This is a genomic window from Pseudomonas sp. ef1 (assembly GCF_007293365.2).
Taxonomy (GTDB): Bacteria; Pseudomonadota; Gammaproteobacteria; order Pseudomonadales; family Pseudomonadaceae; genus Aquipseudomonas; species Aquipseudomonas siliginis.
In genome coordinates, this window is the sequence record NZ_CM129815.1 from 6,125,782 (window position 1) to 6,150,538 (window position 24,757).

A 24,757-nucleotide genomic window follows, 5' to 3' on the forward strand; every position below is an offset into this window, starting at 1 on the left:
GGCGCAAAAGGCGCCCGAAAAAGAATGCGTCAGCGGCCCCAGCAATCCTTGGCGGTCACACCGGTAGTCGCGTTGTTCATGCTTCGCACGCCGGTGTTGGTCAGGGTGAAATCCCCGCATTTGTCGGTGGCCATGGCCGAGCCGGTTTTACGCACCGCGGTCAGCACAAAGGTCTGGTCGGTCAGCGTAGGGGTGATGGTGTAGAAATCATTGCCCGGGCTCAGTCCGGTGACGCCGGTATAGACATTGTTGCGGGTGTAGAAGCGTTCGAGGGTCTGCGCCTGCTCCGAGAGCAGCGAGACCACTTCGGCGCGACGGCCCTTCTTCACGTATTCGTTGTAGCTGGGGATGCTGATGGTGAGGATGATCCCGATGATCGCGATGACGATCATGATCTCGATCAGGGTAAAACCTCGGCTGGATCTGCGCATGCCTCAAATTCTCGCTTACTGGATTTGTCGCCACATGATACGACGGCTGCCGCCGCCACCTTTTTCCACAACGGTGGTGATGACGCCACTGGTCTCGGTCACGACCTTTCCCGTACCACCGGCGGAAATAACGTTAAGGGTCGGAATGCCACCGGTGAATACCACGCCACTTGATATCGTGTCAGCGCCATCGACCAAACGGTCGCCGGTGGTGTCGATCACGGCGTAGTTGAGCATCTTACCGTTGAACGCATCGAGTTCGACCAGTCGGCCCGTACCAAAACTCGAACAAGGGTCGGTGGTATCGACGCTGGCAGTGGTGAAAACAACTCGTCCCAACACAATACTGGCCTGATTGATCACGCGCTCGCCGGTCAGCACGTTGTTGTACACCAGCGGCAGATACCACCCTTTCTCTGCCGGATACGTCGTTTCATTCTGGCTGGTGGTCAGGAACTGCCCGGAACTGCCGGAGAACGAACCGGTAATCGCCTGCGCCTGCAAGCTGCTGACGGTGATTTGTCCGGCCCCACCTTCTGCATCCCAGATTGAATAGAACGCCTGCAGATCCTTGTTGGTCTTGTCGGCGGTTTCGTTGAACTTGCCGGTGCCAAAGAACACCTGCTTGCCGCCCTGAGCGTTATCCGCCAGCAGGGGTTGCGCGGTGATCGGCTGCGATGCCCCGCCCGGTGCAGTGAACAATGGCTTGCCGGCAAACGCCACGCCCCAGCTTTCCGGCGCCGTTGCACTCAGGTCGAATTTCCACATGCGTCCTTTCAGGTCGCCAGCGTAGGCCGCCTGTACCACGTTCGAAGAGCTCACCCTGAGTTCCACAGATGACAGACCGTTGGTGGTTTCCGTGCTGTCGACGACGATTTTTCTGATCAGCGAACCATCCAGCGCATCCAGTACATATAAAGCCGCAACCCCCGAATTGCTGCCGTAACCATTGGCGATGAAAGTCGCCCAGCGACCATTGGCCAAGCGTGCCACTTCCGGACGCGCGTAGGCGTAACCCAGATCATTGAAAGCATTCGCCGTGTTGGCCGTGGCCGGCGCACTGACTTCCCACAGTGCCCTGATCACGTTACCTGCCGAGGCATCGAACAGTTGCAGCCCATAGAAGGTTTTGCCGCCGGCCCCCGTTCCGCCAATAGCCAGGGTTTTCCAGGTGGTGCCGGCTTGCGCATCGAATACGCCGACTTGGCCATCCACGAGAAACTTGTGGCTGACGCCGTTGACGTAATTGGTATCCGCAATCAGCCGCAACGAAGGCAGCACGCTGGATGGCATGTAGGCATAACGGCGGGTGCCGTTCGCCGAATTGATCACGTTGACGAAACCGTCGTTGGCGTTCACCACCAGACTGGCATTCATGTTCGCCGCCTTGGTGGTCAGGTAGTTGGTGTAACTGCTGTCACCCGTCAGATCGGATGCGGTCTTGTCTGAAGGCGACGCGAGCACCAGCGGCGAATTGATGATGTCACCCAGCAGCGCAGTGCGCACTTTGAGCCCGGCCCTGTTGGTCCCTTTGCTCCACTCCACCAGTTCAGTGCCGCTGACACCGGTGGGCAGGCCCTGATTCAGCGTGTTCTGCTGGGCTGGGGAAAAGCTGCCGAATGCCAGAGCAATGGGCGTATTGCTCAAGGTGTTCCATGACTGGAAATTCGGCGCTGTGGCAGAGGGCACGATGGTGGTGTCGGTCGACCATTGCGCCGCCGAGGTATTTACCGTGCCGGTCGAGGTAAAGCCGAACGACCTGATCGTGCCGCGCCAATCCTTGGGATCGTAGGTTGTCTGGTAAAAACTGCTGCCACTGGTCAACGTACTGCTGCTGGCAACACCGGCACCACCGGAGCCGGCCTTGGAAGTGATATCGCTGAGTGCCGACGATAACGCCGCATTGAGCCCGGAGCTGTCGGTCGCCTGGTAATACCTGCCCTGCCCGTAACTGGCGGCGTCGGACAACATGTCGTTATCCGCCGCGAAACCCACGGTGTAGGTGTTCATGTTCTGCCGGGGAAAATCCACCGCGTTCCAGCTCTTGCCTGCTGCGTCAGTACCGGTCGAACGCATGTCGATGTCGAAGGCGAATTTGGCGATGTCATCCAGATAAAGCGTGTCGCCTTCACCGTCACCGTTGAGGTTGTCGCCATCGTTATTCACGCCATCCCAGTTCGGTAGCCGGCTGCCTCCCAGCGGATCGTTGGTCGGGAAGGTACGGTCATAGGTTGGCAAGCCATCGGTAATCACCACGCCGTAGTTTTTCTGGCAGCGGTATTGAATCGGACTGGTATAGCTCGCCGGTGTGCCGTTGTAGTAAGGCGCCAAGCCACGCATGTAGCGCGTGACTTCGTAGTAGCTCTCGGCCAATGGCGTGTTGGCCACGGCGTTCAAGCCGTTGATCGATGAGATCAGCGCGTTGTAGTTGGTGTCTGCCTGGGCTTGGGTGACGTTGCCCGCGACGGGTGACAAATCGGTGATTGAGCGAGCGATGAAACCGCCGTTGCCCGGGTTGCTGCTGGTCGCCGGATTGAATGTCGACAGGCCCATGCGCAAGGTGCGGTTGCTGCTCACCAGTGCGGTGGAAACGTTGCGCGCCACGTTCATCCGGTAATCGTTGGGAATCGCCCCCGTAGTGAAGTCGCGGGTGCCGGTGCTGTTGGCGAGGCTGACTATGTAGGAAATGTAATCGGCGGAATACCGAGTGTTCTCGTTGCCTACCGGGTCTGGGAGCTTGAGGCACAACGGCGCCACGCTGTTGTTGTAGAACGCATAGGCGCCTCCCGAGCACCCGGAAGTCGGCAGGCTCGATAGAAACACCGTGTCGCCGGTAATCTGCGGCGCATTGAGTGCAGAGCACAATCCGAGGAAGGCATTGCACTGCCGGGCGGGAGTGCGGTTGACGTTCGGGTCGAATCCGGCGGCGTAGATGATGCTGTTCATACTGCCGGAGTCGTCGATCAGCAGCATCACGTTTGGCGCCACCGCAGCCGCGCTCAGCAATGGCGAATCGGAAGGCGTGAAAGCCCAGGCCGGGGCCGCCAGGTAACAACTCAGCAGCATGCCGATCAGCAGCGACAGGCCGCGCTCAATACTTCGCATAGACACTCTCCACCACGCTACGCGAATTGCCGGCGATGCCAACCGCAGTGACTCGATACAAGGTTGCCGAAGTGTTACTCGGCACGTTCACCGCCGTCAGGGTCGTGCCGATGTTCTGCACGCCATAAAAGCCATTACCGGCGGCGATCCAGGTCACCCCGGAGGTCGAATTGAAGCCGGCCGAGCTGACCACTGACGACTCCGCCGGCGGCAGACATTGGTTCGTGCCGCTGCACACCGCCAACGAGTAACTGTCCAGTTGCACTGCGCTTTCGCCGATACGCAACGCTGCTTCCGCAGCCTGAAACGATTGATTGCGCAGGCTTACGCTGCCGGCCATTTTCTCTTGCAGGTTGGCGCTCTGCATCGAGGACAAACCGATCAATGTGAGCAACAGCAGAAACACCAGGCTCACCAACAGGACCATGCCGCGCTGGGCCTGACGTTGTTGCAAGGAAATCCTCATCGCCGCCCCCTCATGGCAAGCGGTTGCGCAATGCCGCAACCACGTTGAAGGTTTGATTGCGCACCCGATTGTTCGGGTCGGTGAGGGTCAGGCTCAGGCGCACGCTGCGGATGCGCGCCGGATCACCGGGGTTGCTGCTGTAGGTCGAGGCTGCGACGTCGGTCGCCGAGCTGGCAAGGCCGAAGGTGACGTTGAAGGCGCTGACGTTGTTCACCAGCACTTGCTGCGCCGGATTGCCGCTGCCAGTGCCCATGAGGATCTGGTTATTGCTGAAGCTGTAGATCAGGCGCCGGATCGGGAACGCGATCTGCCCCGTGGTCGGGCTGCGCAATCCGCTGTAGGCGACCGCGCTGTTGCGACAATCGGAAATCACTGTCCAGGTCGGCGTTCCCCCGCCGCTGCCTACATCGGCGGTGACCATGGTCAGCTTGAGACTGGCGTTATCCCAGTTGATCGGGATGAGTTGCGCAGTGTTGAAATCCCCTGCAGAACTGGAGTCGACGATGGTGCCAAGGCAGCCGAACATGCCGACCATGCGGATTTCCTGAATCATCTTGCTGAGAACGAAGCGCGCGTCTTCCTGCATCGCTGCGGCGCTGTTCTGACTGACGTAAGTGTTTTTTGCGGCGATGAAAATCTGCACTACACCGAGTACGACGATCAACCCCAAAGCCAGGGCAATCAGCAGCTCGATCAGGCCGAAACCACGGTTGGAACGTGTCATGGGGTGGCCACCGGATCGACCGCCGCCCGGCTGGTCAGCACGAAACTGCGCTGGGCACTGGCAGCATTGGCTGCACGCGCATCGCTCCAGGTAATGGTGATGGTGTAGACCCGTTGATTGAGGGTGATGCTGCCCGTCGCGGTGGGACCGCCGAAGTTGGCGATATTGGTGGTGAAGTCGTAGAGGTCCTGGTCCCGCGCATTACTGAGATTGCCCGAGGTAGGTGGCGTAACGGTGTAGTTGGCGCCGGAATTGGCACGGATGCGATCCATCATGTCATAGGCGATGAAGCTGGCCTGACTAGTCATACGCGAACTGTCGGTGTACTTCAGCGCATTGAGCTGCACCGCCGCTGCGCCCAACAGCCCGACGGTGAGAATCAGCAGCGCGACCAGCACTTCGATCAGCGTCATGCCCTCCTGTGCGTTTTTGCTCCCTGCCCTCATCCGCAATTTCCACCCAGTTGAATGCGTCCGTTCAAACACACGTTCAGCGTCCTGCTTTGCGTGCCCAGCGTGTAACCGATGACTACCGCCGTCGACGGTGCCGCCAGACCACCAAGATTGTTGAAATCCAGTGCGGTCACTCCTGAGGGTAGCGTCAGAGTCGCGCCGCTGCTCATCGCTGGAACAACCCGCAACACATTGGCCGGATTGCCAGTACTGTCGTAGACCGCCAGCTCACCGGTCCACACACTGCCGCCAGCGGTCGGACGCAGACGCGTGGTCACGCCGCGATTGATCGCTTCGAGCCGGGCGAAATTGATCGCGCGCTGCAAGTCGCCGACTTCGGTATCCGCCTTGCTGCTCTGGATCGTACGGGTAAAGGCCGGCACCGCCAGCGTGATCAGTATCAGGAACACCGCAATGGCGACCAGCAACTCGACCAGCGTGAAACCTTTTGTACGAAGATCCATCGGTGCCCTCCGTTGCCGTCGGCTATACCTGCTTTTACACGCTAGAACATTCGCTCGGCACGCGCCGACTGATTTGCCCTGCGCGGCGCACGGATTGCGCTGCTCATACCATTCCACGGAGGGATTTTTCATGCCGCAACACGGTTTCAGCCTGATTGAACTGCTTATGGGACTGGCGATTGGCGCAATTGTTCTGCTGCTGGTCAGCCCGGCGTTCGCTGCGCTCAAACAGGCGACTCAGCGCGACCACGCAGCGCAGTCGCTGCTCGAGGGCATCCGCCACGCTCGCACCCTGGCTATGACCCACAATCAAAGTGTGGTGATCCATGGCATTGACGGCGACTGGAGTCAGGGTTGGCGAATCATTCTGGATCTTAGCGGCAAGGGGCCGGAGGACAGCAGCAATCCGCTGCTGGTTGAACGCGCCAGTGAGGCGAAGGTGGCGATTGTCGGCAACTGGTGGGTGAGCCGCTACGTGCGGTTCAGTCATCTGGGACAGCCGCTGATGCCGGGACGGCGATTTCAGGCGGGGACAATACACGTCTGTTCGCCGCGCGAGCCGGTCAGCCAGCGGCAGATCGTGCTGGCGGCGACCGGTCGCGTGCGCCTGGGCAGTCAGGAGACCGAACAGGCGCTGTGCGACAAACGCAGAAGCGTCAGATCGAACGGACGCGCAGCTCTTTCGGCATCGAGAACGTGATGTTCTCCTCACGGCCAGCCAGCTCGTCGGCACCGGTCGCGCCCCAGGCCTGCAATTGCTGGATCACGCCCCGGACCAGCACTTCCGGTGCCGAGGCGCCAGCGGTAATGCCAATGCGCTCGACGCCATCGAACCAGCTCTGTTGCAGATCCTCGGCACCGTCGATCAGGTAGGCCGGAGTCGCCATACGCTCAGCCAGTTCACGCAGACGGTTGGAGTTGGAGCTGTTCGGGCTGCCGACCACCAGTACCACGTCGCACTCGTCGGCCAGTTGCTTGACGGCGTCCTGGCGGTTTTGTGTGGCGTAGCAGATGTCGTCCTTGCGCGGGCCACCGATCGCCGGGAAGCGCGCGCGCAGGGCATCGATAACGCGACTGGTGTCGTCCATCGACAAGGTTGTCTGGGTGACGAAGGCGAGTCTTTCCGGATCGCGCACTTGCAATGCGGCCACGTCCTTTTCGTCTTCGACGAGGTAGATCGCGCCGCCGTTGCTGGCATCGTACTGGCCCATGGTGCCTTCAACTTCCGGGTGACCGGCGTGGCCGATCAGGATGCACTCGCGACCGTCGCGGCTGTATTTGGCGACTTCGATGTGCACCTTGGTCACCAGCGGGCAGGTTGCATCGAAGACTTTCAGGCCACGACCTGCAGCTTCGTTGCGTACGGCTTGGGAAACACCGTGGGCACTGAAGATGACGATGACGTCATCGGGTACCTGATCGAGCTCTTCGACGAAAATCGCGCCACGGCTGCGCAGGTCTTCGACGACGAACTTGTTGTGCACCACTTCGTGACGCACATAGATCGGCGGCCCGAAGACTTCCAGGGCGCGGTTGACGATTTCGATCGCCCGGTCCACACCGGCGCAGAAGCCACGGGGGTTGGCGAGTTTGATTTGCATGCTGTGCCTCGTGTCTTGCGCGCGAAAACAATGGAAAACAGACTGTGGAGACCTGCTTGTTGTGGCGAGGGGATTCATCCCCGCTCGGCTGCGTAGCAGTCGTAGACTATCAACGGACTTATCTCAGAATCCGTTGACTGGTCTGGGGGCGCTTCGCACCACAGCGGGGATAAATCCCCTCGCCACAGAAGCTCACTCCTGCATTTTTAGATCGCTTTGACGGAAATGATTTCCACGTCAAAGGTCAGCGTCTTGCCCGCCAGCGGGTGGTTGAAGTCGACGGTCACTTGCGTGTCATCGAATTCCTTCACCACACCTGGCAATTCAGTATTGGCCGCATCGTTGAAGATCACCAGCAGACCCGGTGACAACTCCATGTCGTTGAACTGCGAACGCGGGATGGTCTGCACGTTCTGCGGGTTCGGCTGACCAAAAGCGGTTTCTGGCTCGACGGTCAGGGAGCGCTTGTCGCCGGCCTTGAAGCCAAACAGTGCGGCTTCGAAGCCCGGCAGCAGGTTGCCATCGCCGACCTTGAAGGTCGCCGGGGCCTTGTCGAAGGTACTGTCGACGGTGTCACCGTTTTCCAGGCGCAAGGCAAAGTGCAGGGTGACTTCGGTGTTCTGGCCGATGCGTTGCTCAGTCGATTGCGGTTCAGTCATGAGCAGCCTCTTCGGTTTTCTTCGATTTGAACATGTCCAGTGCCAGCATGATCGCGCCAACGGTGATCGCGCTGTCGGCAATGTTGAACGCCGGGAAATACCAGCGGTTCTGCCAGTGCACCAGAATGAAGTCGATCACATGGCCCAGGGCAACGCGGTCATACAGGTTGCCCAGCGCGCCACCCAGCACCAACGCCAGGGCGACGGCCAGCCAGGTGTCGTTGCGGCCCAGGCGCTTGAGCCAGACCACCAGTACCGCACTGACGACAATGGCGATCAGCGCAAACAGCCAGCGCTGCCAGCCGGAGCTGTCGGCGAGGAAGCTGAAGGCAGCACCAGTGTTGTAGGCCAGCGTCCAGCTGAACAGATCGGGAATGATCACGATCTGCTGGAACATTTCGAGCTTGGCTTCGAAGTAGAACTTGCTGGCCTGGTCAATGACCAGGACCAGCAGGCTCAACCACAGCCAGCTCAGCCGTCCGAAACGGCCAATGGCATCAGGCATAGTGACGAACCTCGCCAGCACCGCTGATGTTGTCGACGCAACGCCCGCAGATTTCCGGATGCTCCGGGTTCACGCCGACGTCTTCGCGGCAATGCCAGCAACGCGCGCATTTCGGGAACGCCGATTTGACGATCTTCAGTTTCAGACCGCTGACTTCGGTGGCCACTGCATCGGCCGGAGCCTGAACGAATGGTGCAACGCTGGCAGTCGAGGTGATCAGGACAAAGCGCAGCTCGTTGCTCAGCTTGGCCAGATCGGCGCTCAGCGCCTCTTCGGCAAACAGCGTCACTTCGGCCTGCAGGTTGCCACCGACGGCTTTCGCCGCACGCTGGATTTCCATCTCTTTGTTGACCGCGACTTTCACTTCCATGATGCGATCCCAGTAGGCGCGACCCAGCTCGAAGCCTTCCGGCAGCTCGGTCAGGCCTTCGTACCAGGTGTTGAGCATGACCGACTCGTTACGCTCGCCCGGCAGGTATTGCCACAGCTCGTCAGCAGTGAAGGCGAGGATCGGCGCGATCCAGCGCACCAGCGCCTCGGAGATGTGGAACAGCGCGGTCTGGCACGAGCGACGGGCCTTGCTGTCGGCACCGGTGGTGTACTGGCGGTCCTTGATGATGTCGAGGTAGAAACCGCCCAGCTCCTGCACGCAGAAGTTATGGATCTTCGAGTAGACGTTCCAGAAACGGTATTCGCCGTAGTGCTCTTGCAACTCGCGTTGCAGCAGCAGCGTGCGATCCACCGCCCAGCGATCCAGCGCCAGCATGTCTTCGGCCGGCAACAGGTCGGTGGCCGGGTTGAAACCGGTCAGGTTGGAAAGCAGGAAGCGCGCGGTGTTACGGATACGACGATAAGCATCGGCGCTGCGGGTCAGGATCTGATCCGACACAGCGATTTCGCCAGAGTAGTCGGTCGACGCGACCCAAAGACGCATGATGTCGGCGCCCAGCGTATCGTTGATCTTCTTCGGCTCAATCACGTTTTTCAGCGATTTGGACATCTTGCGGCCGGACTCGTCCACGGTGAAGCCGTGCGTCAGCAGCTCGCGATAAGGCGCGTGGTTGTCGATGGCGCAACCGGTGAGCAAGGACGAGTGGAACCAGCCACGGTGCTGGTCGGAACCTTCCAGGTAGAGGTCGGCACGCGGGCCGCTCTCGTGGCCCATCGGGTGCGAACCGCGCAGGACGTGCCAGTGCGTGGTGCCGGAGTCGAACCAGACGTCGAGGGTGTCGCTGATCTTGTCGTATTGCGGCGCTTCATCGCCCAGCAGTTCGGCGGCGTCGAGTTTGAACCAGGCTTCGATGCCTTCGACTTCAACGCGTTTGGCGACTTCTTCCATCAGCTCGACGGTACGCGGGTGCAGCTCGCCGCTTTCCTTGTTGAGGAAGAACGGGATCGGCACGCCCCAGTTGCGCTGACGCGAGATGCACCAGTCCGGACGGTTGGCGATCATCGAATGCAGGCGCGCCTGGCCCCAGGCCGGAACGAACTTGGTGTCTTCGATGGCTTTGAGCGAGCGCACGCGCAGGGTGTCGCCGCTGGTTGGCTCCTTGTCCATGCCGATGAACCACTGCGCAGTAGCGCGGTAGATCAGCGGGGTCTTGTGGCGCCAGCAGTGCATGTAGCTGTGTTCGATGACGGTGGTGTGCATCAGCGCACCGACTTCGGTCAGTTTTTCGACGATGGCCGGGTTGGCCTTCCAGATGAACTGGCCGCCGAAGAATTCCAGCGACGGCACGTACACGCCGTTGCTCTGTACCGGGTTGAGGATGTCGTCGTTGACCATGCCGTATTTCTTGCAGGTCACGAAGTCGTCCACGCCATAGGCCGGGGCGGAGTGAACCACGCCGGTGCCTGCGCCCAGTTCGACGTAGTCAGCCAGGTACACCGGCGACAGACGATCGTAGAACGGGTGACGGAAGTTGATCAGCTCCAGCTCTTTACCGGTGGTGGTGGCGACGACCGAACCTTGCACGCCATAGCGCGCCAGGCAGGCTTCGACCAGCTCTTCAGCCAGCACCAGCAGCTTGTCGCCGATATCGACCAGGGCGTAGTTGAATTCAGGGTGCACGTTCAGCGCCTGGTTGGCCGGGATGGTCCACGGGGTGGTGGTCCAGATCACGATCGCAGCAGGTTTGCTCAGCGAGGCCAGACCGAAGGCCGCAGCCAGTTTGGCTTCATCAGCGATCGGGAACGCGACGTCGATGGTCGAGGACTTTTTGTTCTCGTACTCGACTTCCGCTTCAGCCAGAGCCGAACCGCAATCGAAGCACCAGTTCACTGGCTTGAGGCCCTTGAAGACAAAACCACCCTTGACGATTTCGGCGAGGGCGCGGATTTCACCGGCCTCGTTCTTGAAATCCATGGTCTTGTACGGGTTGGCGAAGTCGCCCAGCACGCCGAGACGGATGAACTCGGACTTCTGCCCTTCGATCTGCTCGGTGGCGTAGGCACGGCACAGCTCGCGGGTTTTATCCGCGCCGAGGTTCTTGCCGTGGGTCACTTCCACCTTGTGCTCGATCGGCAGGCCGTGGCAATCCCAGCCCGGGACATACGGCGCGTCGAAACCCGACAGGGTTTTCGAGCGGATGATCATGTCCTTGAGAATCTTGTTCAGTGCGTGACCGATGTGGATCGTGCCGTTGGCGTACGGAGGGCCGTCGTGCAGGACGAACTTCGGACGATCCTTGCCAATCTCGCGCAACTTTCCGTACAGGCCAATACTGTCCCAGCGCTGCAGGATCTGCGGTTCGCGCTGTGGCAGGCCGGCCTTCATTGGGAAGGCGGTGTCCGGAAGGTTTAGCGTGGCTTTATAGTCGGTCATTTAAGGCTCTTCATTAGCGATGGGCGCTAGGTGCGGCTAGTGCACGGGCGGTGGCGACATCCGCATTGATCGCCGTTTTCAATGCCTCCAGAGAGGCGAAGCGCTGCTCTTCACGCAGCTTTTGGTGGAAAACCACCGTCAAACGCCGGTCATACAGATCGCCGGCAAAATCTAACAGATGGACCTCGAGGTGGGCTTTGCCATCTCCTTGCACCGTGGGGCGCACGCCGATATTGGCGACGCCGGGCCAGGTCTTGCCGTCGATGTCGACATTCACCAGATACACCCCGGTAAACGGCACGCGACGACGCTTGAGTTGAATGTTGGCAGTGGGCGTGCCCAGTTGCCGGGCCAGTTTCTGACCATGCAGCACGCGACCGGCGATGCGGTACGGACGGCCGAGCAAGCGTTCGGCCAAGGCAAAATCGGCCGCAGCCAAGGCGTTGCGCACCTGCGTGCTGCTGACGCGAATGCCGTCCAGCTCGACGGTTTGCGCCGCTTCGACGGTGAAACCGTGAACCTGCCCGGCCTGCATCAGAAAATCGAAATCGCCGAGGCGGTCGCAACCGAAACGGAAATCATCACCGACCTCCAGATGCTGCACGCCAAGGCCATCGACCAGAATGGTATCGACGAACTCACTGGCGCTGAGCTTGCTCAGCCGTTGGTTGAAAGCCAGGCACAAGACCCGGTCGACGCCTTCAGCGGCCAGTAACTGCAGCTTGTCGCGCAACCGCGCCAGACGTGCCGGTGCGGTGTCGGGAGCAAAGAACTCCCGCGGCTGCGGCTCGAAAATCACCACGCAGCTGGGTACGCCCAACTCGAGCGCACGCTCACGCAGCCGGGCCAGGATAGCCTGGTGACCACGGTGAACACCGTCAAAGTTGCCAATAGTGGCGACGCAGCCCCGATGCTGGGGGCGCAAGTTGTGGAGGCCTCGAACCAGCTGCATAACGCGCTTCTTGCTCATAAAGTGGTCGATTATAACCACACCCGACGGCCGACGACAGGCAACACCGTAACGCAAAGTGAACGAGCCGACAAAACCGCCGGCCCATGCCTGCTCATGAAGGCTGAAACCTCAGCTCAAGGCCTTGCGATTGAAGTCGCGCAGGCGGAAACCCAACAGCAACAACATACCGAAATACGCCACCACGCCAGCAACTACCAGCGCGCCCAGACGCAGGAAGCGCTCGAGCATATGCCCCTCATCCCAGGCGGGCATGAAATGCATGCCGGCCAGCAACACCGCCGACATCACGGTCACCGCAACGACCAGCTTGAAGCCGAATTTGCCCCAGCCCGGTTGCGGTTGATACATCTTTTGCTTGCGCAGTTGGTAGAACAGCAGCCCGGCGTTCAGGCAAGCACCGGCACTGATCGCCAAGGCAAGGCCGGCGTGGGCCAGCGGCCCGATCAGTGCCAGGTTGAACAACTGGGTGCAGACCAGCGTGAAAATTGCGATTTTCACCGGGGTGCGAATGTTCTGTTGCGCATAAAAGCCCGGCGCCAGCACTTTGATCACGATAATCCCGAGCAGGCCGACCGAATAGGCAATCAGCGCACGCTGGGTCATCTCGGCATCAAAGCCACTGAACTGACCGTACTGGAACAGCGAAACAGTCAGCGGCTCGGCAAGAATCCCCAGTGCCAGCGCGCACGGCAGCACCAGCACAAAGCACAGGCGCAGCCCCCAATCGAGGATCCGCGAGTATTCGTGGCGATCCTTGCTGGCGTAGGTCTTGGCCAGCGTTGGCAGGAGAATCGTGCCGAGCGCCACGCCCAATACGCCCGACGGCAATTCCATCAAGCGGTCGGCGTAATACATCCACGACACCGAACCCGCGACCAGAAACGAGGCGAAGATGGTGTTGATGATCAATGAAATCTGACTCACCGACACGCCGAGAATCGCCGGCAGCATCTGCTTCATCACCCGCCAAACGCCGCTGTCGCGCAGGTTCAGGCGTGGTAGCACCAGCATGCCGATCTTTTTCAGGTGCGGCAGCTGATACAGCAACTGCGCCAGACCGCCGACCAACACCGCCCACCCGAGCGCCATGACCGGCGGATCGAAATACGGCGTGAGGAACAGCGAAAACACGATCATGCTGACGTTGAGCAGAGTCGGCACGAAGGCCGGCACCGAGAAGCGGTTCCAGGTATTGAGGATCGCGCCGGCCAGCGACGACAGCGAGATCAGCAATATATAAGGAAAGGTCACCCGCAACAGATCGGAGGTGAGCTGGAATTTCTCCGGGGTATCGGTAAAACCGGGCGCTGTGGCCCAGATCACCCAAGGGGCGGCGATCATGCCCAGTGCAGTCACAACCGCCAACACCAGCGTCAACAGGCCCGATACATAGGCAATAAAGGTACGCGTCGCCTCTTCGCCCTGCTGGCTTTTATATTCGGCCAGAATCGGCACGAAAGCCTGGGAGAAAGCCCCTTCGGCAAAGATCCGCCGCAGCAGGTTGGGCAGTTTGAACGCAATAAAGAAGGCATCCGTGGCCATCCCGGCGCCGAATGTCCGCGCGATCAGCGTGTCACGAACAAAACCCAGAATCCGGGAAAGCATCGTGATAGAGCTGACGGCGGCCAACGATTTGAGCAGATTCATTGAGAGAGTTTGTGCCTGTCGATAAACAGCAGGCGAACAATGCGCCTACTTGTGCGATACTCCGCGCCGCAACAGCACAGAGCCAAAGCTCGCGAGTTTACAGGTCAAGCGCCGGAAATAAATATCCCGCCTCTTTATACCTACCACTTAGCGGAACGATTCAAGTGCCCTTGACAAGACAAGTCTTCATCGGCATGATTCGCGGCCTATTTTGTTTGCTATTTCCTAAAAAGTCTTTCGAGGAGCTCGACGGTGGCCAACTCACCTTCCGCCAAAAAACGTGCAAAACAGGCTGAGAAGCGTCGCAGCCACAACGCCAGCCTGCGTTCCATGGTTCGTACCTACATCAAGAATGTAGTTAAGGCCATCGACGCAAAAGACGCTGAAAAAGCTCAAGCTGCATACGTTCTGGCTGTGCCAGTTATCGACCGTATGGCCGATAAAGGCATCATCCACAAGAACAAGGCTGCTCGTCATAAGAGCCGTCTGAATGGCCACGTCAAAGCGCTGAAAGAAGCCGCTTAATCGACGTAGTCATTAAAAAACCGACCTCAGGGTCGGTTTTTTATTGCCTGTGATTTAACAAGCTACAGGCAAAAAAAGTGTGGGAGCGAGCCTGCTCGCGAATGCGATCTGCCAGTTGATATTTCTATCGACCGACATGACCTCTTCGCGAGCAGGCTCGCTCCCACAGTTCGGATTGGTGGCGCTTATTGCTGGACCGGCACCCACGGCAGGATCGGGATCGCCGTGACCGCATTCTGCGGACTGCCCTCGATCAAGCGATCACTGTAGACCAGGTACACCAGCGTGTTGCGCTTCTTGTCGAGGAAACGCACCACCTGCATGGTCTTGAACACCAGCGAGGTGCGCTCCTTGAACACCTCGTCGCCGTCCTTCAACTCACCCTTGAACTTGATCGGCCCGACCTGACGACAAGCGATCGAGGCTTCAGCACGATCCTCGGCCAGACCGAGACCACCCTTCACTCCGCCCGTCTTGGCACGCGACAGGTAGCAGGTCACGCCCTCGACTTTCGGATCGTCGAAGGCCTCGACCACGATCCGGTCATTCGGCCCGACAAACTTGAACACCGTCGACACCTGACCGATCTCCTCGGCCGAGACCAGCAATGGCATGGCCATCAGCAGGCCCAACAATCCTTTCGCTACACGCATCGAATTTTCCTTAGACCAGAATCAGGTTGTCACGGTGAACCAGTTCCGGCTCCGCCATGTAACCGAGCAAACCGACAATCGCATCCGACGACTGACCGATGATTTTTTGCGCTTCCAGGGCGCTGTAATTGGCCAGACCCCGAGCGATCTCCCGACCATCCGGCGCCACACAGACGACCATCTCACCGCGACGGAAGCTGCCTTGAACCAGTTTCACCCCCACCGGCAGCAGGCTTTTGTTGCCCTTGGACAACGCCGACACCGCCCCCTCATCCAGCACCAGGGTGCCACGGGTTTGCAGGTGCCCGGCCAGCCACTGCTTGCGCGCCGCGAGCATGCCGCGCTCCGGCGATAGCAGCGTGCCAATGCGCTCGCCCGCCTTCAGGCGATCGAGCACACGCTCAAGCCGCCCGCCGACGATGATGGTGTGCGCACCGGAACGCGCTGCCAAGCGTGCCGCACGCAACTTGGTCTGCATGCCGCCGCGCCCCAGCGCACCACCGGTACCGCCTGCAACCGCATCGAGCGTCGGATCATCGGCGCGCGCTTCATAAATCAGCTGCGCATCGGGATTGTTGCGCGGATCAGCGTCGAACATGCCGTCGCGATCGGTAAGGATCACCAGCAGATCAGCCTCGACCAGATTGGCCACCAGCGCCGCCAGCGTGTCGTTGTCGCCGAAACGGATTTCATCGGTGACCACAGTGTCGTTTTCGTTGATCACCGGAATGACCTTCAGCTCGACCAGTGCACGCAAGGTGCTTCGGGCATTGAGGTAGCGCTTGCGGTCGGACAGGTCGTCGTGGGTCAGGAGAATCTGCGCAGTGTGCCGGCCATGCTCGGCGAAGCTCGACTCCCACGCCTGCACCAACCCCATCTGACCGATTGCAGCGGCCGCCTGGAGCTCGTGCATGGCACTGGGTCGTGCGGTCCAGCCCAAGCGACTCATGCCGGCCGCTACCGCCCCGGAGGACACCAGCACCAGCTCGACGCCCGCCTCATGCAGCGCCACCATCTGCTCGACCCAGACACTCATTGCCGCGCGATCCAGCCCTTTGCCGTCAGCTGTCAGCAAAGCGCTGCCGATCTTCACGACCCAACGCTGCGCACCTGTCACCTTGCTCCGCATCATCTTCAACCTTAGCTTGAGGGCAGCGCGACCTGGCACTGCCCGTGACGTTAATCGTGGCGATTGCTGACCAACGATCGATTTCCGGATACTAAAACGCCGCTCGATTGAGCGGCGTTCAAGTTTATCGCAACGGATCAGTCACGCACGTAAATGATTTCCGGACCATCTTCGTCATCCACATCTTCTTCGTCCCAGTCATCGTCGCCGATGTCATGGACCGACTTCACGCCACTGCGACGCAGGGCACGCTTGTCGTCCAGCGCCTGCAACTGTGCACGGGCTTCGTCTTCGATGCGCTGATCGAGATCGGCCAGCTCTTCCTTGTACGCAGGATCTGCGGCGAGGCGATCGGCACGATCTTCCATGTAGCGCATGATGTCGTGGCACAGACGCTCGGTACCGATCTTGGCGATGGCCGAGATCACGTACACCGGACCGGTCCACTCCAGGTGATCGACGATTTCCTTGACGCGAGCATCGTGCTCTTCCTCAAGAATCTGGTCGCACTTGTTCAGCACCAGCCAGCGATCACGCTCGGCCAGCGACGGGCTGAACTTGATCAGCTCGTTGACGATCACTTCAGCCGCGTCTGGAGCACTGGAATCATCCAGCGGCGCCATGTCGACGAGGTGCAGCAGCAGACGCGTACGCGCCAGGTGCTTGAGGAAGCGAATGCCCAGGCCGGCACCGTCGGAAGCGCCTTCGATCAAGCCCGGAATGTCGGCAATGACGAAGCTTTTCCAGCGATCGACACTGACCACACCCAGGTTCGGCACCAGTGTGGTGAACGGGTAGTCGGCGACTTTCGGCTTGGCGGCCGAGACCGAACGGATAAAGGTACTTTTACCGGCGTTCGGCAAGCCCAACAGACCGACGTCGGCCAGCACTTTCATTTCCAGCTTCAGGTCGCGCTGCTCGCCCGGCTTGCCTGGCGTGGTCTGACGCGGCGCACGGTTGGTACTGGATTTGAAACGGGTGTTACCCAGACCGTGCCAGCCGCCCTGCACTACCATCAGTTTCTGACCAGCCTTGGTCAGGTCGCCGATGACTTCCTGAGTGGCAGAGTCGATCACGGTGGTGCCGACCGGCACGCGCAGGATCAGGTCTTCGCCCTTCTTGCCGGTGCAGTCGGTGCTGCCGCCGTTGGAGCCACGCTCGGCATCAAAGTGACGGGTGTAACGGTAGTCGACCAGGGTATTGAGGTTTTCGTCGGCCATCATGTAGATGGAACCGCCGTCACCGCCATCACCGCCGTTCGGACCGCCGTTTTCAATGAATTTTTCCCGGCGGAAACTCATGGCACCGTTGCCACCGTCACCGGCCTTTACGCGAATCGATACTTCATCAACAAACTTCATAACCAACGCCTCTCGCCGTACGGACGAGCCGAAAAACAATCAAGACATAAGACTCTTGCAAAAATGAGCGCAGCGACCCCAAGACACGACCTGCATCGCACGCCGACAGCCCATACAAACAGCTTTGCAAGAGACTCACCCCACAAACGAAAAAGCCCCGTCGCAAGACAGGGCTTCTCCAGCGATCTCGCGATTAAGCCGCGATTACGCTCACGTAACGACGACCGAAGGCGCCCTTTACTTCGAACTTGATCACGCCTTCGATTTTAGCGAAGAGAGTGTGATCCTTGCCCATGCCAACGCCGTAGCCAGCGTGGAATTGGGTGCCGCGCTGACGCACGATGATGTTGCCGGCCTTGATGACCTGGCCGCCATACATCTTCACGCCAAGGCGTTTGGCTTCTGAGTCGCGACCGTTACGGGTACTACCACCAGCTTTTTTGTGTGCCATGAGTTCAATTCTCCTAGTGAGGAATTAGGCTGTAATTAAGCCTGAATACCGGTGATTTTGATCTCGGTGAACCACTGGCGGTGGCCCATACGCTTCATGTGGTGCTTACGGCGACGGAACTTGATGATGCGGACTTTATCGTGACGACCTTGGGAGATCACTTCAGCCTTGACGGTTGCGCCAGCAACAACTGGTGCGCCGATGTTCACGTCGTCGCCGTTGGCGACCAGCAGAACGCGATCAAAAGTCACGGATTCGCCAGTAGCGATTTCCAGTTTTTCGATCTTCAGGTATTCACCTTCAGCGACCTTGTATTGCTTACCGCCGGTAACGATTACTGCGTACATGGTATTTCTCCGATAATCCTGCTCACCCAGCTCTTTATAAGAAGAGGTATTGGCTGGCATGGCTGCATGGGGCTGGAACGGCCCAAGTGCAATTGCGTAAGGCAGGTGCTGCCCAGGAAGTTCAGGGTGCGCGATTGTACGCAAGCAATCTGCCTCGCGCAAGTGGCCGTCCATCGCGCCTTGACAGGTCTGGACGGGGGTCCTAGCATGCCGCGCAACCCTTCTGGAGCGACTCTCGCTGATGCAACCCCAAGCTTTCTACCGCGCGGTGGCGGACGATTTTAGCGCCGTCGACGGCATCATCAAGAAGCAGCTGACGTCTCGAGTGCCGCTGGTATCGAAAATCGGCGATTACATCACGTCGGCCGGCGGCAAACGCCTGCGTCCTTTATTAGTGTTGCTGTGTGGCAAGGCCCTGGGTCGCGAAGGCGACGACATGCGCCTGCTGGCCGCCACCATCGAATTCCTGCATACCGCGACCCTGCTGCATGACGACGTCGTCGACATGTCCGGCATGCGCCGTGGCCGCTCGACCGCCAACGCCATGTGGGGCAACGCCCCGAGCGTGCTGGTCGGCGATTTCCTGTATTCGCGCTCGTTCGAAATGATGGTCGAACTGGGCTCGATGCCGGTGATGAAGATTTTGTCTCAAGCCACGCGGATCATCGCTGAAGGCGAAGTGTTGCAGCTGTCCAAGGTGCGTGACGCCAGCACCAGCGAAGAAACCTACATGGAAGTCATCCGCGGCAAAACCGCGATGCTCTTCGAAGCGTCGACCCACAGCGCCGCCGCCCTGGCTGGCGCGACCGCCGAGCAGAGCGAAGCCCTGCGCACGTTCGGCGATCACCTGGGTGTGGCGTTCCAGCTGGTTGATGACCTGCTCGACTACAAAGGCGACGCGGAAACTTTGGGCAAGAACGTCGGCGACGATCTGGCCGAAGGCAAGCCGACCCTGCCGCTGATCTACACCATGCGCGAAGGTACGGCCGAACAGGCGGCACTGGTGCGTCAGGCGATCCAGAAAGGCGGGATCGAAGACCTGGAAAGCATCCGCATCGCCGTCGAAGCGTCCGGCTCGCTGGAGTACACCGCGCAACTGGCCCGCGATTACGTGGCCCGCGCGATCAAGTGCCTGGAGGCGCTGCCGGCCAGCGAATACCGCGATGCGCTGGTGGAACTGAGCGAGTTCGCGGTCGCCCGCACGCACTGATATTGCTGAAACAAGATCAAAAGATCGCAGCCTTCGGCAGCTCCTACACATCACCGTAGGAGCTGCCGAAGGCTGCGATCTTTTGCTTTTGCCTGCCTGAAAAGCTAAAACCCTATACAATGTGCGCCCTTTAGCCCTCCTGATACCCAAGGAACCTTAGTGAGCACGTTGCCACCCTGCCCGAAATGCAATTCCGAATACACCTACGAAGACGGCACCCAACTGGTCTGCCCCGAGTGCGCCCACGAGTGGTCTGCCAGCGGCGAAGCCGAAGTGGCGGCCGATGATGCCGTGAAGAAAGATTCGGTCGGCAACGTCCTGCAGGACGGCGACACCATCACCGTGATCAAGGACCTCAAGGTCAAAGGCACGTCGCTGGTGGTCAAGGTCGGCACCAAGGTCAAGAACATCCGCCTGTGCGATGGCGATCACGACATCGACTGCAAGATCGACGGCATCGGCCCGATGAAGCTCAAATCCGAGTTCGTCAGAAAAGTCTGAGCCTTGCGTCATCCATCCTGCGCCAGCCGTGGGATGGAGCTTTGCCCTCCCCGCTTCAGCTCAATGAAGCCGCGTATGGCGATCAGCCAGCCATTTTGATCTGACACAACCTTTACCCGGAAAAATCCACGATCCGCCAATAGGCACTTGCTATTTGATGAATAAGAATTATTCTCATTGAAACCTTTCAAGGAGATGAGACCCATGACTTATTTGATCGACGCCTGGCTGGATCGCCCACACCCGTACCTCAGAATCCTCCATCGGGAAACCGGCGAAGTCTGTGCGGTTCTTGAAGAAGAAGCCTTGCATGAGCTGCAGGATCAAGGTGATCTGGACGTCAGCAGCCTCAATTCCAGCGAGCCGCTGGTGCTCAAGGAGCTGGTGCGCAATCTGTTCCTGTTCTGCTATGCCCGGGCGTTGCGCCCGACCAATGAGCTGCACAACAAGATCGAAATATGAAACGCGGTCAAAACTGTAGGAGTGAGCCTGCTCGCGATAGCGGTGTGTCAGATAGCCAATCAACAACTGACACACCGCGTTCGCGAGCAGGCTCACTCCTGCATTGGCCTGCCATCAAGCAGGCTCGGTATTACAGAACGTCCAGCAGCTCGACGTCGAACACCAGAACGCTGTGCGGCGGGATGCTGCCCACGCCTTGTGCGCCGTAAGCAAGTTCGCTCGGCACGTACAGGCGCCATTTGCTGCCGGCATTCATCAGTTGCAGGGCTTCGGTCCAACCAGCGATCACGCCGCCAACCGGGAATTCTGCAGGCTGGCCGCGCTCGTAGGAGCTGTCGAACACAGTGCCGTCGATCAGGGTGCCGTGGTAATGCGTACGCACCTGGTCTTCACGGGTCGGCTTGGCGCCGTCGCCCTGAGTCAGTACTTCGAATTGCAGGCCGGAAGCCAGGGTGGTGATGCCGTCACGCTTGGCGTTTTCGGCGAGGAAGGCCAGACCTTCGCCAGCCGCGGCTTCAGCCTTGGCAGCTGCTTCGGCTTGCATGATCTCGCGGATCACTTTGAAGCTGGCGGACATTTCTTCCTGGCCAACACGGCTTGGCTTGCCGGCGAAAGCGTCGGTCAGACCGGCCAGGATCGCGTCCAGGCTGACACCCGGTGGCGGGTTGTCGCGCAGCTGGTCGCCGAGTTGACGGCCGATACCGTAGCTGACGCGGGTTTCGTCGGTGGACAGATTTACTTCGGACATGACACTGCTCCGCTGTGCGGACGGCCACAGGACTTGCCGTGCGTGCACAGCGCGTCCCGGCGCGCCCGGAACCAAAAGGGCGAGCAGACTAGCACAGATACCCCGGACTTGGGGCCGGGGCTACAGGGCCGAGCGCCAGGCGAGTGGCACCTTCAGGCTTTCATCGAGGTCACCGACCAGGCCACACATTTCGTCATGGACCGAGGTGTGCACAAGATTGAAGGGCAGTACCGGAAAGGCATGCAGCAGATCCCGCGCGTGCTCCACTGATCGCAGCTTCAGCATGTTGCCCTTGAGATCGCTCAACGGATACGCCGCTCCATGCATCCTCGCTTCCAACAGGTAAATGCCACCCTCCATCGAGATCAGGTTCAACTCATCGACCTTCCTGGCAACAGCAAACGCGTTCAACTCTTGCAGGTTCATGGAAGCACCTCACACATGGCGAATCGCACCGTTACAGGCATAGGCCGCTGCGCTTGAAAGCACAAGCCACAAACGAAACCGCCCGTCTGTTTCGCAACAGACGGGCGGTTTTTTTGCCTTGATCGGCTGATCAGTGCTTGGTGACCTTGTCCAGGTAACCCATGGCAAACGCGGACACCACAAAAGTCATGTGAATGATCACGTACCACATCAGATGCTCAGGATCGACGTTCTTGGCATCCATGAAGATGCGCAGCAGGTGGATCGAAGAAATCGCCACGATCGACGCCGCGACCTTCATCTTCAGCGACGACGAGTCCATGGTGCCCAGCCAGCTGAGCTTCTCTTTGCCTTCGTCGATGTCCAGTTGCGAGACGAAGTTCTCGTAACCGGAAATCATCACCATTACCAGCAGACCACCCACCAGCGCCATGTCGATCAGCGACAGCAGCACCAGAATCAGGTCCGATTCGGCCATGGCGAAGACGTTGGGCAGGATATGGATGATTTCCTGGAAGAACTTCAATGCCAGCGCCAGCAGACCGAGGGACAGGCCGATGTAGATCGGCGCCAGCAGCCAGCGGGTGGCGTACATTGCATTTTCGATAAAGCGTTCCATTGACTCTCACACAAGGGGCTGGAAATGGCGGCGAGTATAACAGCCCGCTGTGACAGCCAGAAACCGCCGGAAAATCCGCCACCTGCGTGTGTGTGACAAAGTTTTTCTGCTAGTGTCCAAAGCATTGACAGCCCAATGACAGTGGACAGGATGCGTGGAAATGGATGTGCGATCAGCCTTGACGACTGCCGGAATCTGCCTCGCCTTGCTCATCGGCGGTTGCTCGCCCGGCGATGAAAAGCACGTCGCCAACCTCGACGAAAAGACCGCCTCCTTCGACCAGTCACTGGAAACGATCAGCGATCCCAAGCTCAAGGACGCCATCACCGAACTCGGCGGTTCGCTGCTGTTGCTCGAACGCGCCAGGCTCAAGCTCGACGACATCACCCCGCATACCGAATACGGTGCCGACGCCCTCGCCGTGCTCAAGCACTACCCTACCCCGCAGGCGCTGGTCGATACGTTCATCAACGGCCTGTTCGTGCTGCACAAGGACGCCAGCTCGGATTACCTGACCGATCTGCAACCGGTATTCCCGTTCAACCTGAATATTCCCGGCGGTTTTCTGTTCCCGCACGGCATCGAATGGCACTCGGTGACGCTGAGCAACAAACGGGGGATCGCCTGGCAGCCGGAATGGTCGGAAACCGATCCGGGCATTCAGCTCAGCCCGTCCAGCTCCAACGTGACCAACCCCGATGACCTGACGGTGACCTACCCGTTCATCGATGGCCTCAACGTCGACAAAAAAAGCCTGCCACAACCGGTCAGCCTGCAAGGCCAGGTCGAAGTCATCGCGCCCCGGCGGCTGTACAGCTTCGACCTGACGCAGAAAGACGTCGGCCAGACCCGCAGCAACGACAATCTCAGCGTCAAACTGCTCAAGCTGGAAAAAAACTACGCCGAGGTCGAAGTCAGCAACAGCCTGCCGCTCGCGGCAGAAGTCGCCGAAACCCGGATCAATCCGCTGATCGTCCAGGCTCGCGACGCCAGTGGCCAATACCTGGTGCGCGCCGGTTCGATCAACGAAAGCCCGGAGCAGGTCGAGTTTTACCAGAAGCAACTGACGCAGTTACAGAAGCAGAAGAGCTGGAGCGAGACCCTGGAAAAACAGCTCAGCGACGACCAGCAAGCCTTCGAGAAAGACCACTCGCGCCGCTACAACAAAGTCTATTTCCACGGCCCGATCGACACACTGGAAGTCAGTGTGCTCGACTTCTCCTCGGCAACGGTGACGCGCAAATCCCTGGACCTGCCGGTGCGCACCTTCAATCCGCACACCACGGCCAAAGCCGTGCAGGCGCTGGACCTGCCAGTTGTGGTGTATGACGATCTCGCCGCCAACTGGCTCAAAGGCGCGGACCTGACCGAGGAACAATTGAAGGCCGGCGTGCGCATTCATCAATCGGTGGAAGAGCCGAGCGCGGCGCGTATCGAGTTTTCCCACCGCCGCACCTTCAATGACGAATTGCTTGGCGACCAACTCAATCCCGGCGTCAGCCCGGTGACTTTCTTCACGGAAAAGCGCGGCGGCAAACTCGACGAGCCGATCGAACTGCCGCCCGAGGCGTACCAGGTCGATCCGCTGCAAGCGACGATTACTTATGATCTGAACCTGTTTCCGGAAACCCCGGCGATTGCCGTGGGCTCGATGCCGTTGTTTCTGGCCACGGTGGCCAAGCAATCCTACGACGCGCAGTCATTGCCCAAAGGCCTGGCGATCAAGGACAACACGCTGGTGGTCGACCTGAAAACCTTCCCGGCCAACGAGTGGCGCTTCTTCGTCAAAGACGACAGTGGCCACTACCTCAAGCAGATTCTTTCGGTCAGCCACGACGCCAGTGCAGAAGGCCCGGCGCTACTCGGCGTGCACTATTTTTACGGTCGCCCGACTCGCGTGGAAACCTATCAGCGCACCGACCTCGCCACCGTGCAATACGGTTTTGAGGTCAAGCTCGACAAGGCGCAGGTCGACCAGTCAGCACCTTAACCGTTGAGGCTGCGCCCACGGCCGCCGTTGATCTGCCGCAACTGGGCTTGCAGGTGCAGGCTCCAGATCTGCGGATCATCGGCCAGTTCGTAACCATGCAAGGTCAGGCTTTCAACGATGGTGTCGAGAATCGACTCGGCCGCCACCGGGCCATGGAACGGGCCTTGGGCTTTGATCGCGGAAGGTTGTTCGCCGGCCATGCCGGCCGCGAAGAGCAGCGTCCACATGCCATTGTCGCCGGCCAGCGGCTTGACGGCGCATTCGATCCGGGTCACCAGACCCAGGCATTGACGGGTGAGACAGAGGTTGCGCGACATGGCGGCGACCCTCGGTAAAGCCGGTATTCAGCCCCCATGGGAGGACTGGCTCGATCCAGTGATACTGTCGATATCCTTGACCTGAGAATAGAAGAAAAGTGTCCCGCGCAAGCCAAATGGAACCAGAAGGCGCCGAATGGTCATTGTGTGAATATTGGCGCCAGAGT

At 59.6% G+C, this 24,757-nt stretch carries 27 protein-coding genes; 6 read left to right on the plus strand and 21 right to left on the minus strand.

Annotation, left to right across the window (positions count from 1 at the left end; translation table 11 throughout):
• Positions 1–29: 29 nt before the first annotated feature.
• Genes FEE99_RS28030 through FEE99_RS28055 form a run of 6 tightly spaced genes read right to left on the minus strand, consistent with a single transcriptional unit; the run spans position 30 to position 5,642 of the window.
• The gene (locus tag FEE99_RS28030; protein WP_041477804.1) at positions 30–431 is read right to left on the minus strand and encodes a type IV pilin protein; all 402 of its coding nucleotides are present in this window, start codon (positions 429–431) and stop codon (positions 30–32) included.
• A 15-nt stretch (positions 432–446) separates the two neighbouring features.
• Positions 447–3,536: a pilus assembly protein gene (locus tag FEE99_RS28035; protein ID WP_041477803.1), complete on the minus strand. Its 3,090-nt coding sequence runs from the start codon at positions 3,534–3,536 to the stop codon at positions 447–449.
• Complete coding sequence (locus FEE99_RS28040; protein WP_041477802.1) at positions 3,523–4,002, minus strand: pilus assembly PilX family protein; 480 nt, start codon at positions 4,000–4,002, stop codon at positions 3,523–3,525. The genes FEE99_RS28035 and FEE99_RS28040 overlap by 14 nt, the downstream gene beginning before the upstream one ends.
• Positions 4,003–4,012: 10 nt before the next feature.
• Complete coding sequence (locus FEE99_RS28045) at positions 4,013–4,726, minus strand: PilW family protein (RefSeq protein WP_041477801.1); 714 nt, start codon at positions 4,724–4,726, stop codon at positions 4,013–4,015.
• Positions 4,723–5,172, minus strand: coding sequence for a type IV pilus modification protein PilV (pilV, locus tag FEE99_RS28050; protein ID WP_016773132.1), 450 nt, complete (start codon positions 5,170–5,172; stop codon positions 4,723–4,725). Before pilV ends, FEE99_RS28045 begins: the two co-directional genes overlap by 4 nt.
• Complete coding sequence (locus FEE99_RS28055) at positions 5,169–5,642, minus strand: GspH/FimT family pseudopilin (protein WP_041477800.1); 474 nt, start codon at positions 5,640–5,642, stop codon at positions 5,169–5,171. Before FEE99_RS28055 ends, pilV begins: the two co-directional genes overlap by 4 nt.
• Before the next feature lie 130 nt (positions 5,643–5,772).
• Here FEE99_RS28055 and FEE99_RS28060 point away from each other — a divergent pair, with 130 nt between their 5' ends.
• The gene (locus tag FEE99_RS28060; protein WP_041477799.1) at positions 5,773–6,342 is read left to right on the plus strand and encodes a GspH/FimT family pseudopilin; all 570 of its coding nucleotides are present in this window, start codon (positions 5,773–5,775) and stop codon (positions 6,340–6,342) included.
• Here the strand turns inward: FEE99_RS28060 and ispH are convergent.
• From ispH to murJ, 6 genes are all read right to left on the minus strand, one after another.
• Positions 6,299–7,243, minus strand: coding sequence for a 4-hydroxy-3-methylbut-2-enyl diphosphate reductase (gene ispH, locus FEE99_RS28065; protein WP_041477798.1), 945 nt, complete (start codon positions 7,241–7,243; stop codon positions 6,299–6,301). The two genes, FEE99_RS28060 and ispH, sit on opposite strands and share 44 nt — an antisense overlap.
• A 206-nt stretch (positions 7,244–7,449) precedes the next feature.
• On the minus strand, positions 7,450–7,902 hold the full coding sequence (fkpB, locus tag FEE99_RS28070; RefSeq protein ID WP_041477797.1) for an FKBP-type peptidyl-prolyl cis-trans isomerase: 453 nt from the start codon (positions 7,900–7,902) through the stop codon (positions 7,450–7,452).
• Complete coding sequence (gene lspA / locus FEE99_RS28075; RefSeq protein WP_041477796.1) at positions 7,895–8,407, minus strand: signal peptidase II; 513 nt, start codon at positions 8,405–8,407, stop codon at positions 7,895–7,897. Before lspA ends, fkpB begins: the two co-directional genes overlap by 8 nt.
• A complete protein-coding gene (ileS, locus tag FEE99_RS28080; RefSeq protein WP_041477795.1) occupies positions 8,400–11,231 on the minus strand; it encodes an isoleucine--tRNA ligase in 2,832 nt (943 codons plus the stop codon). The genes lspA and ileS overlap by 8 nt, the downstream gene beginning before the upstream one ends.
• A gap of 13 nt (positions 11,232–11,244) precedes the next feature.
• Positions 11,245–12,183, minus strand: coding sequence for a bifunctional riboflavin kinase/FAD synthetase (gene ribF / locus FEE99_RS28085; protein ID WP_016773125.1), 939 nt, complete (start codon positions 12,181–12,183; stop codon positions 11,245–11,247).
• Positions 12,184–12,312: 129 nt separating this feature from the next.
• Positions 12,313–13,851: a murein biosynthesis integral membrane protein MurJ gene (murJ, locus tag FEE99_RS28090; protein WP_016773124.1), complete on the minus strand. Its 1,539-nt coding sequence runs from the start codon at positions 13,849–13,851 to the stop codon at positions 12,313–12,315.
• A gap of 252 nt (positions 13,852–14,103) precedes the next feature.
• On the opposite strand from murJ, the gene rpsT reads away from it, so the two are divergent.
• Positions 14,104–14,376 (plus strand): 30S ribosomal protein S20, encoded by a 273-nt coding sequence (gene rpsT / locus FEE99_RS28095; RefSeq protein ID WP_003228351.1) that lies wholly within the window; start codon positions 14,104–14,106, stop codon positions 14,374–14,376.
• A gap of 185 nt (positions 14,377–14,561) precedes the next feature.
• Here rpsT and FEE99_RS28100 read toward each other — a convergent pair whose 3' ends face one another.
• The 5 genes from FEE99_RS28100 to rplU all read right to left on the minus strand — a co-directional run bounded on the left by FEE99_RS28100 (position 14,562) and on the right by rplU (position 18,317).
• Positions 14,562–15,029, minus strand: a complete 468-nt coding sequence (locus tag FEE99_RS28100) for a CreA family protein (RefSeq protein WP_041477794.1) — start codon at positions 15,027–15,029, stop codon at positions 14,562–14,564.
• 10 nt (positions 15,030–15,039) lie between these two features.
• On the minus strand, positions 15,040–16,158 hold the full coding sequence (proB, locus tag FEE99_RS28105) for a glutamate 5-kinase (RefSeq protein ID WP_039761700.1): 1,119 nt from the start codon (positions 16,156–16,158) through the stop codon (positions 15,040–15,042).
• A gap of 137 nt (positions 16,159–16,295) precedes the next feature.
• Complete coding sequence (cgtA, locus tag FEE99_RS28110; protein WP_041477793.1) at positions 16,296–17,519, minus strand: Obg family GTPase CgtA; 1,224 nt, start codon at positions 17,517–17,519, stop codon at positions 16,296–16,298.
• Between the two features lie 193 nt (positions 17,520–17,712).
• Positions 17,713–17,970: a 50S ribosomal protein L27 gene (rpmA, locus tag FEE99_RS28115; RefSeq protein ID WP_016773121.1), complete on the minus strand. Its 258-nt coding sequence runs from the start codon at positions 17,968–17,970 to the stop codon at positions 17,713–17,715.
• 35 nt (positions 17,971–18,005) lie between these two features.
• The gene (rplU, locus tag FEE99_RS28120) at positions 18,006–18,317 is read right to left on the minus strand and encodes a 50S ribosomal protein L21 (RefSeq protein ID WP_007924746.1); all 312 of its coding nucleotides are present in this window, start codon (positions 18,315–18,317) and stop codon (positions 18,006–18,008) included.
• Between the two features lie 241 nt (positions 18,318–18,558).
• Here rplU and FEE99_RS28125 point away from each other — a divergent pair, with 241 nt between their 5' ends.
• From FEE99_RS28125 to FEE99_RS28135, 3 genes are all read left to right on the plus strand, one after another.
• Entirely contained in the window at positions 18,559–19,527 is a 969-nt protein-coding gene (locus FEE99_RS28125; protein ID WP_016773120.1) for a polyprenyl synthetase family protein, read from the plus strand.
• Positions 19,528–19,686: 159 nt separating this feature from the next.
• Positions 19,687–20,028, plus strand: a complete 342-nt coding sequence (locus FEE99_RS28130) for a zinc ribbon domain-containing protein YjdM (protein ID WP_016773119.1) — start codon at positions 19,687–19,689, stop codon at positions 20,026–20,028.
• 204 nt (positions 20,029–20,232) lie between these two features.
• Entirely contained in the window at positions 20,233–20,490 is a 258-nt protein-coding gene (locus FEE99_RS28135) for a PA4570 family protein (RefSeq protein WP_016773118.1), read from the plus strand.
• Between the two features lie 130 nt (positions 20,491–20,620).
• Here FEE99_RS28135 and FEE99_RS28140 read toward each other — a convergent pair whose 3' ends face one another.
• The 3 genes from FEE99_RS28140 to FEE99_RS28150 all read right to left on the minus strand — a co-directional run bounded on the left by FEE99_RS28140 (position 20,621) and on the right by FEE99_RS28150 (position 22,283).
• Positions 20,621–21,238, minus strand: a complete 618-nt coding sequence (locus FEE99_RS28140; RefSeq protein ID WP_016773117.1) for an FKBP-type peptidyl-prolyl cis-trans isomerase — start codon at positions 21,236–21,238, stop codon at positions 20,621–20,623.
• A 120-nt stretch (positions 21,239–21,358) separates the two neighbouring features.
• Positions 21,359–21,664, minus strand: coding sequence for a DUF6482 family protein (locus tag FEE99_RS28145; RefSeq protein WP_041477792.1), 306 nt, complete (start codon positions 21,662–21,664; stop codon positions 21,359–21,361).
• A 130-nt stretch (positions 21,665–21,794) separates the two neighbouring features.
• Positions 21,795–22,283: a TIGR00645 family protein gene (locus tag FEE99_RS28150; RefSeq protein ID WP_016773116.1), complete on the minus strand. Its 489-nt coding sequence runs from the start codon at positions 22,281–22,283 to the stop codon at positions 21,795–21,797.
• Positions 22,284–22,443: 160 nt separating this feature from the next.
• Between FEE99_RS28150 and FEE99_RS28155 the strand changes: the two genes are divergently transcribed.
• Positions 22,444–24,273 (plus strand): hypothetical protein, encoded by a 1,830-nt coding sequence (locus FEE99_RS28155; RefSeq protein WP_041477791.1) that lies wholly within the window; start codon positions 22,444–22,446, stop codon positions 24,271–24,273.
• Here the strand turns inward: FEE99_RS28155 and FEE99_RS28160 are convergent.
• The gene (locus FEE99_RS28160; RefSeq protein WP_016773114.1) at positions 24,270–24,590 is read right to left on the minus strand and encodes a PA4575 family protein; all 321 of its coding nucleotides are present in this window, start codon (positions 24,588–24,590) and stop codon (positions 24,270–24,272) included. The two genes, FEE99_RS28155 and FEE99_RS28160, sit on opposite strands and share 4 nt — an antisense overlap.
• Between the last annotated feature and the right edge of the window lie 167 nt (positions 24,591–24,757).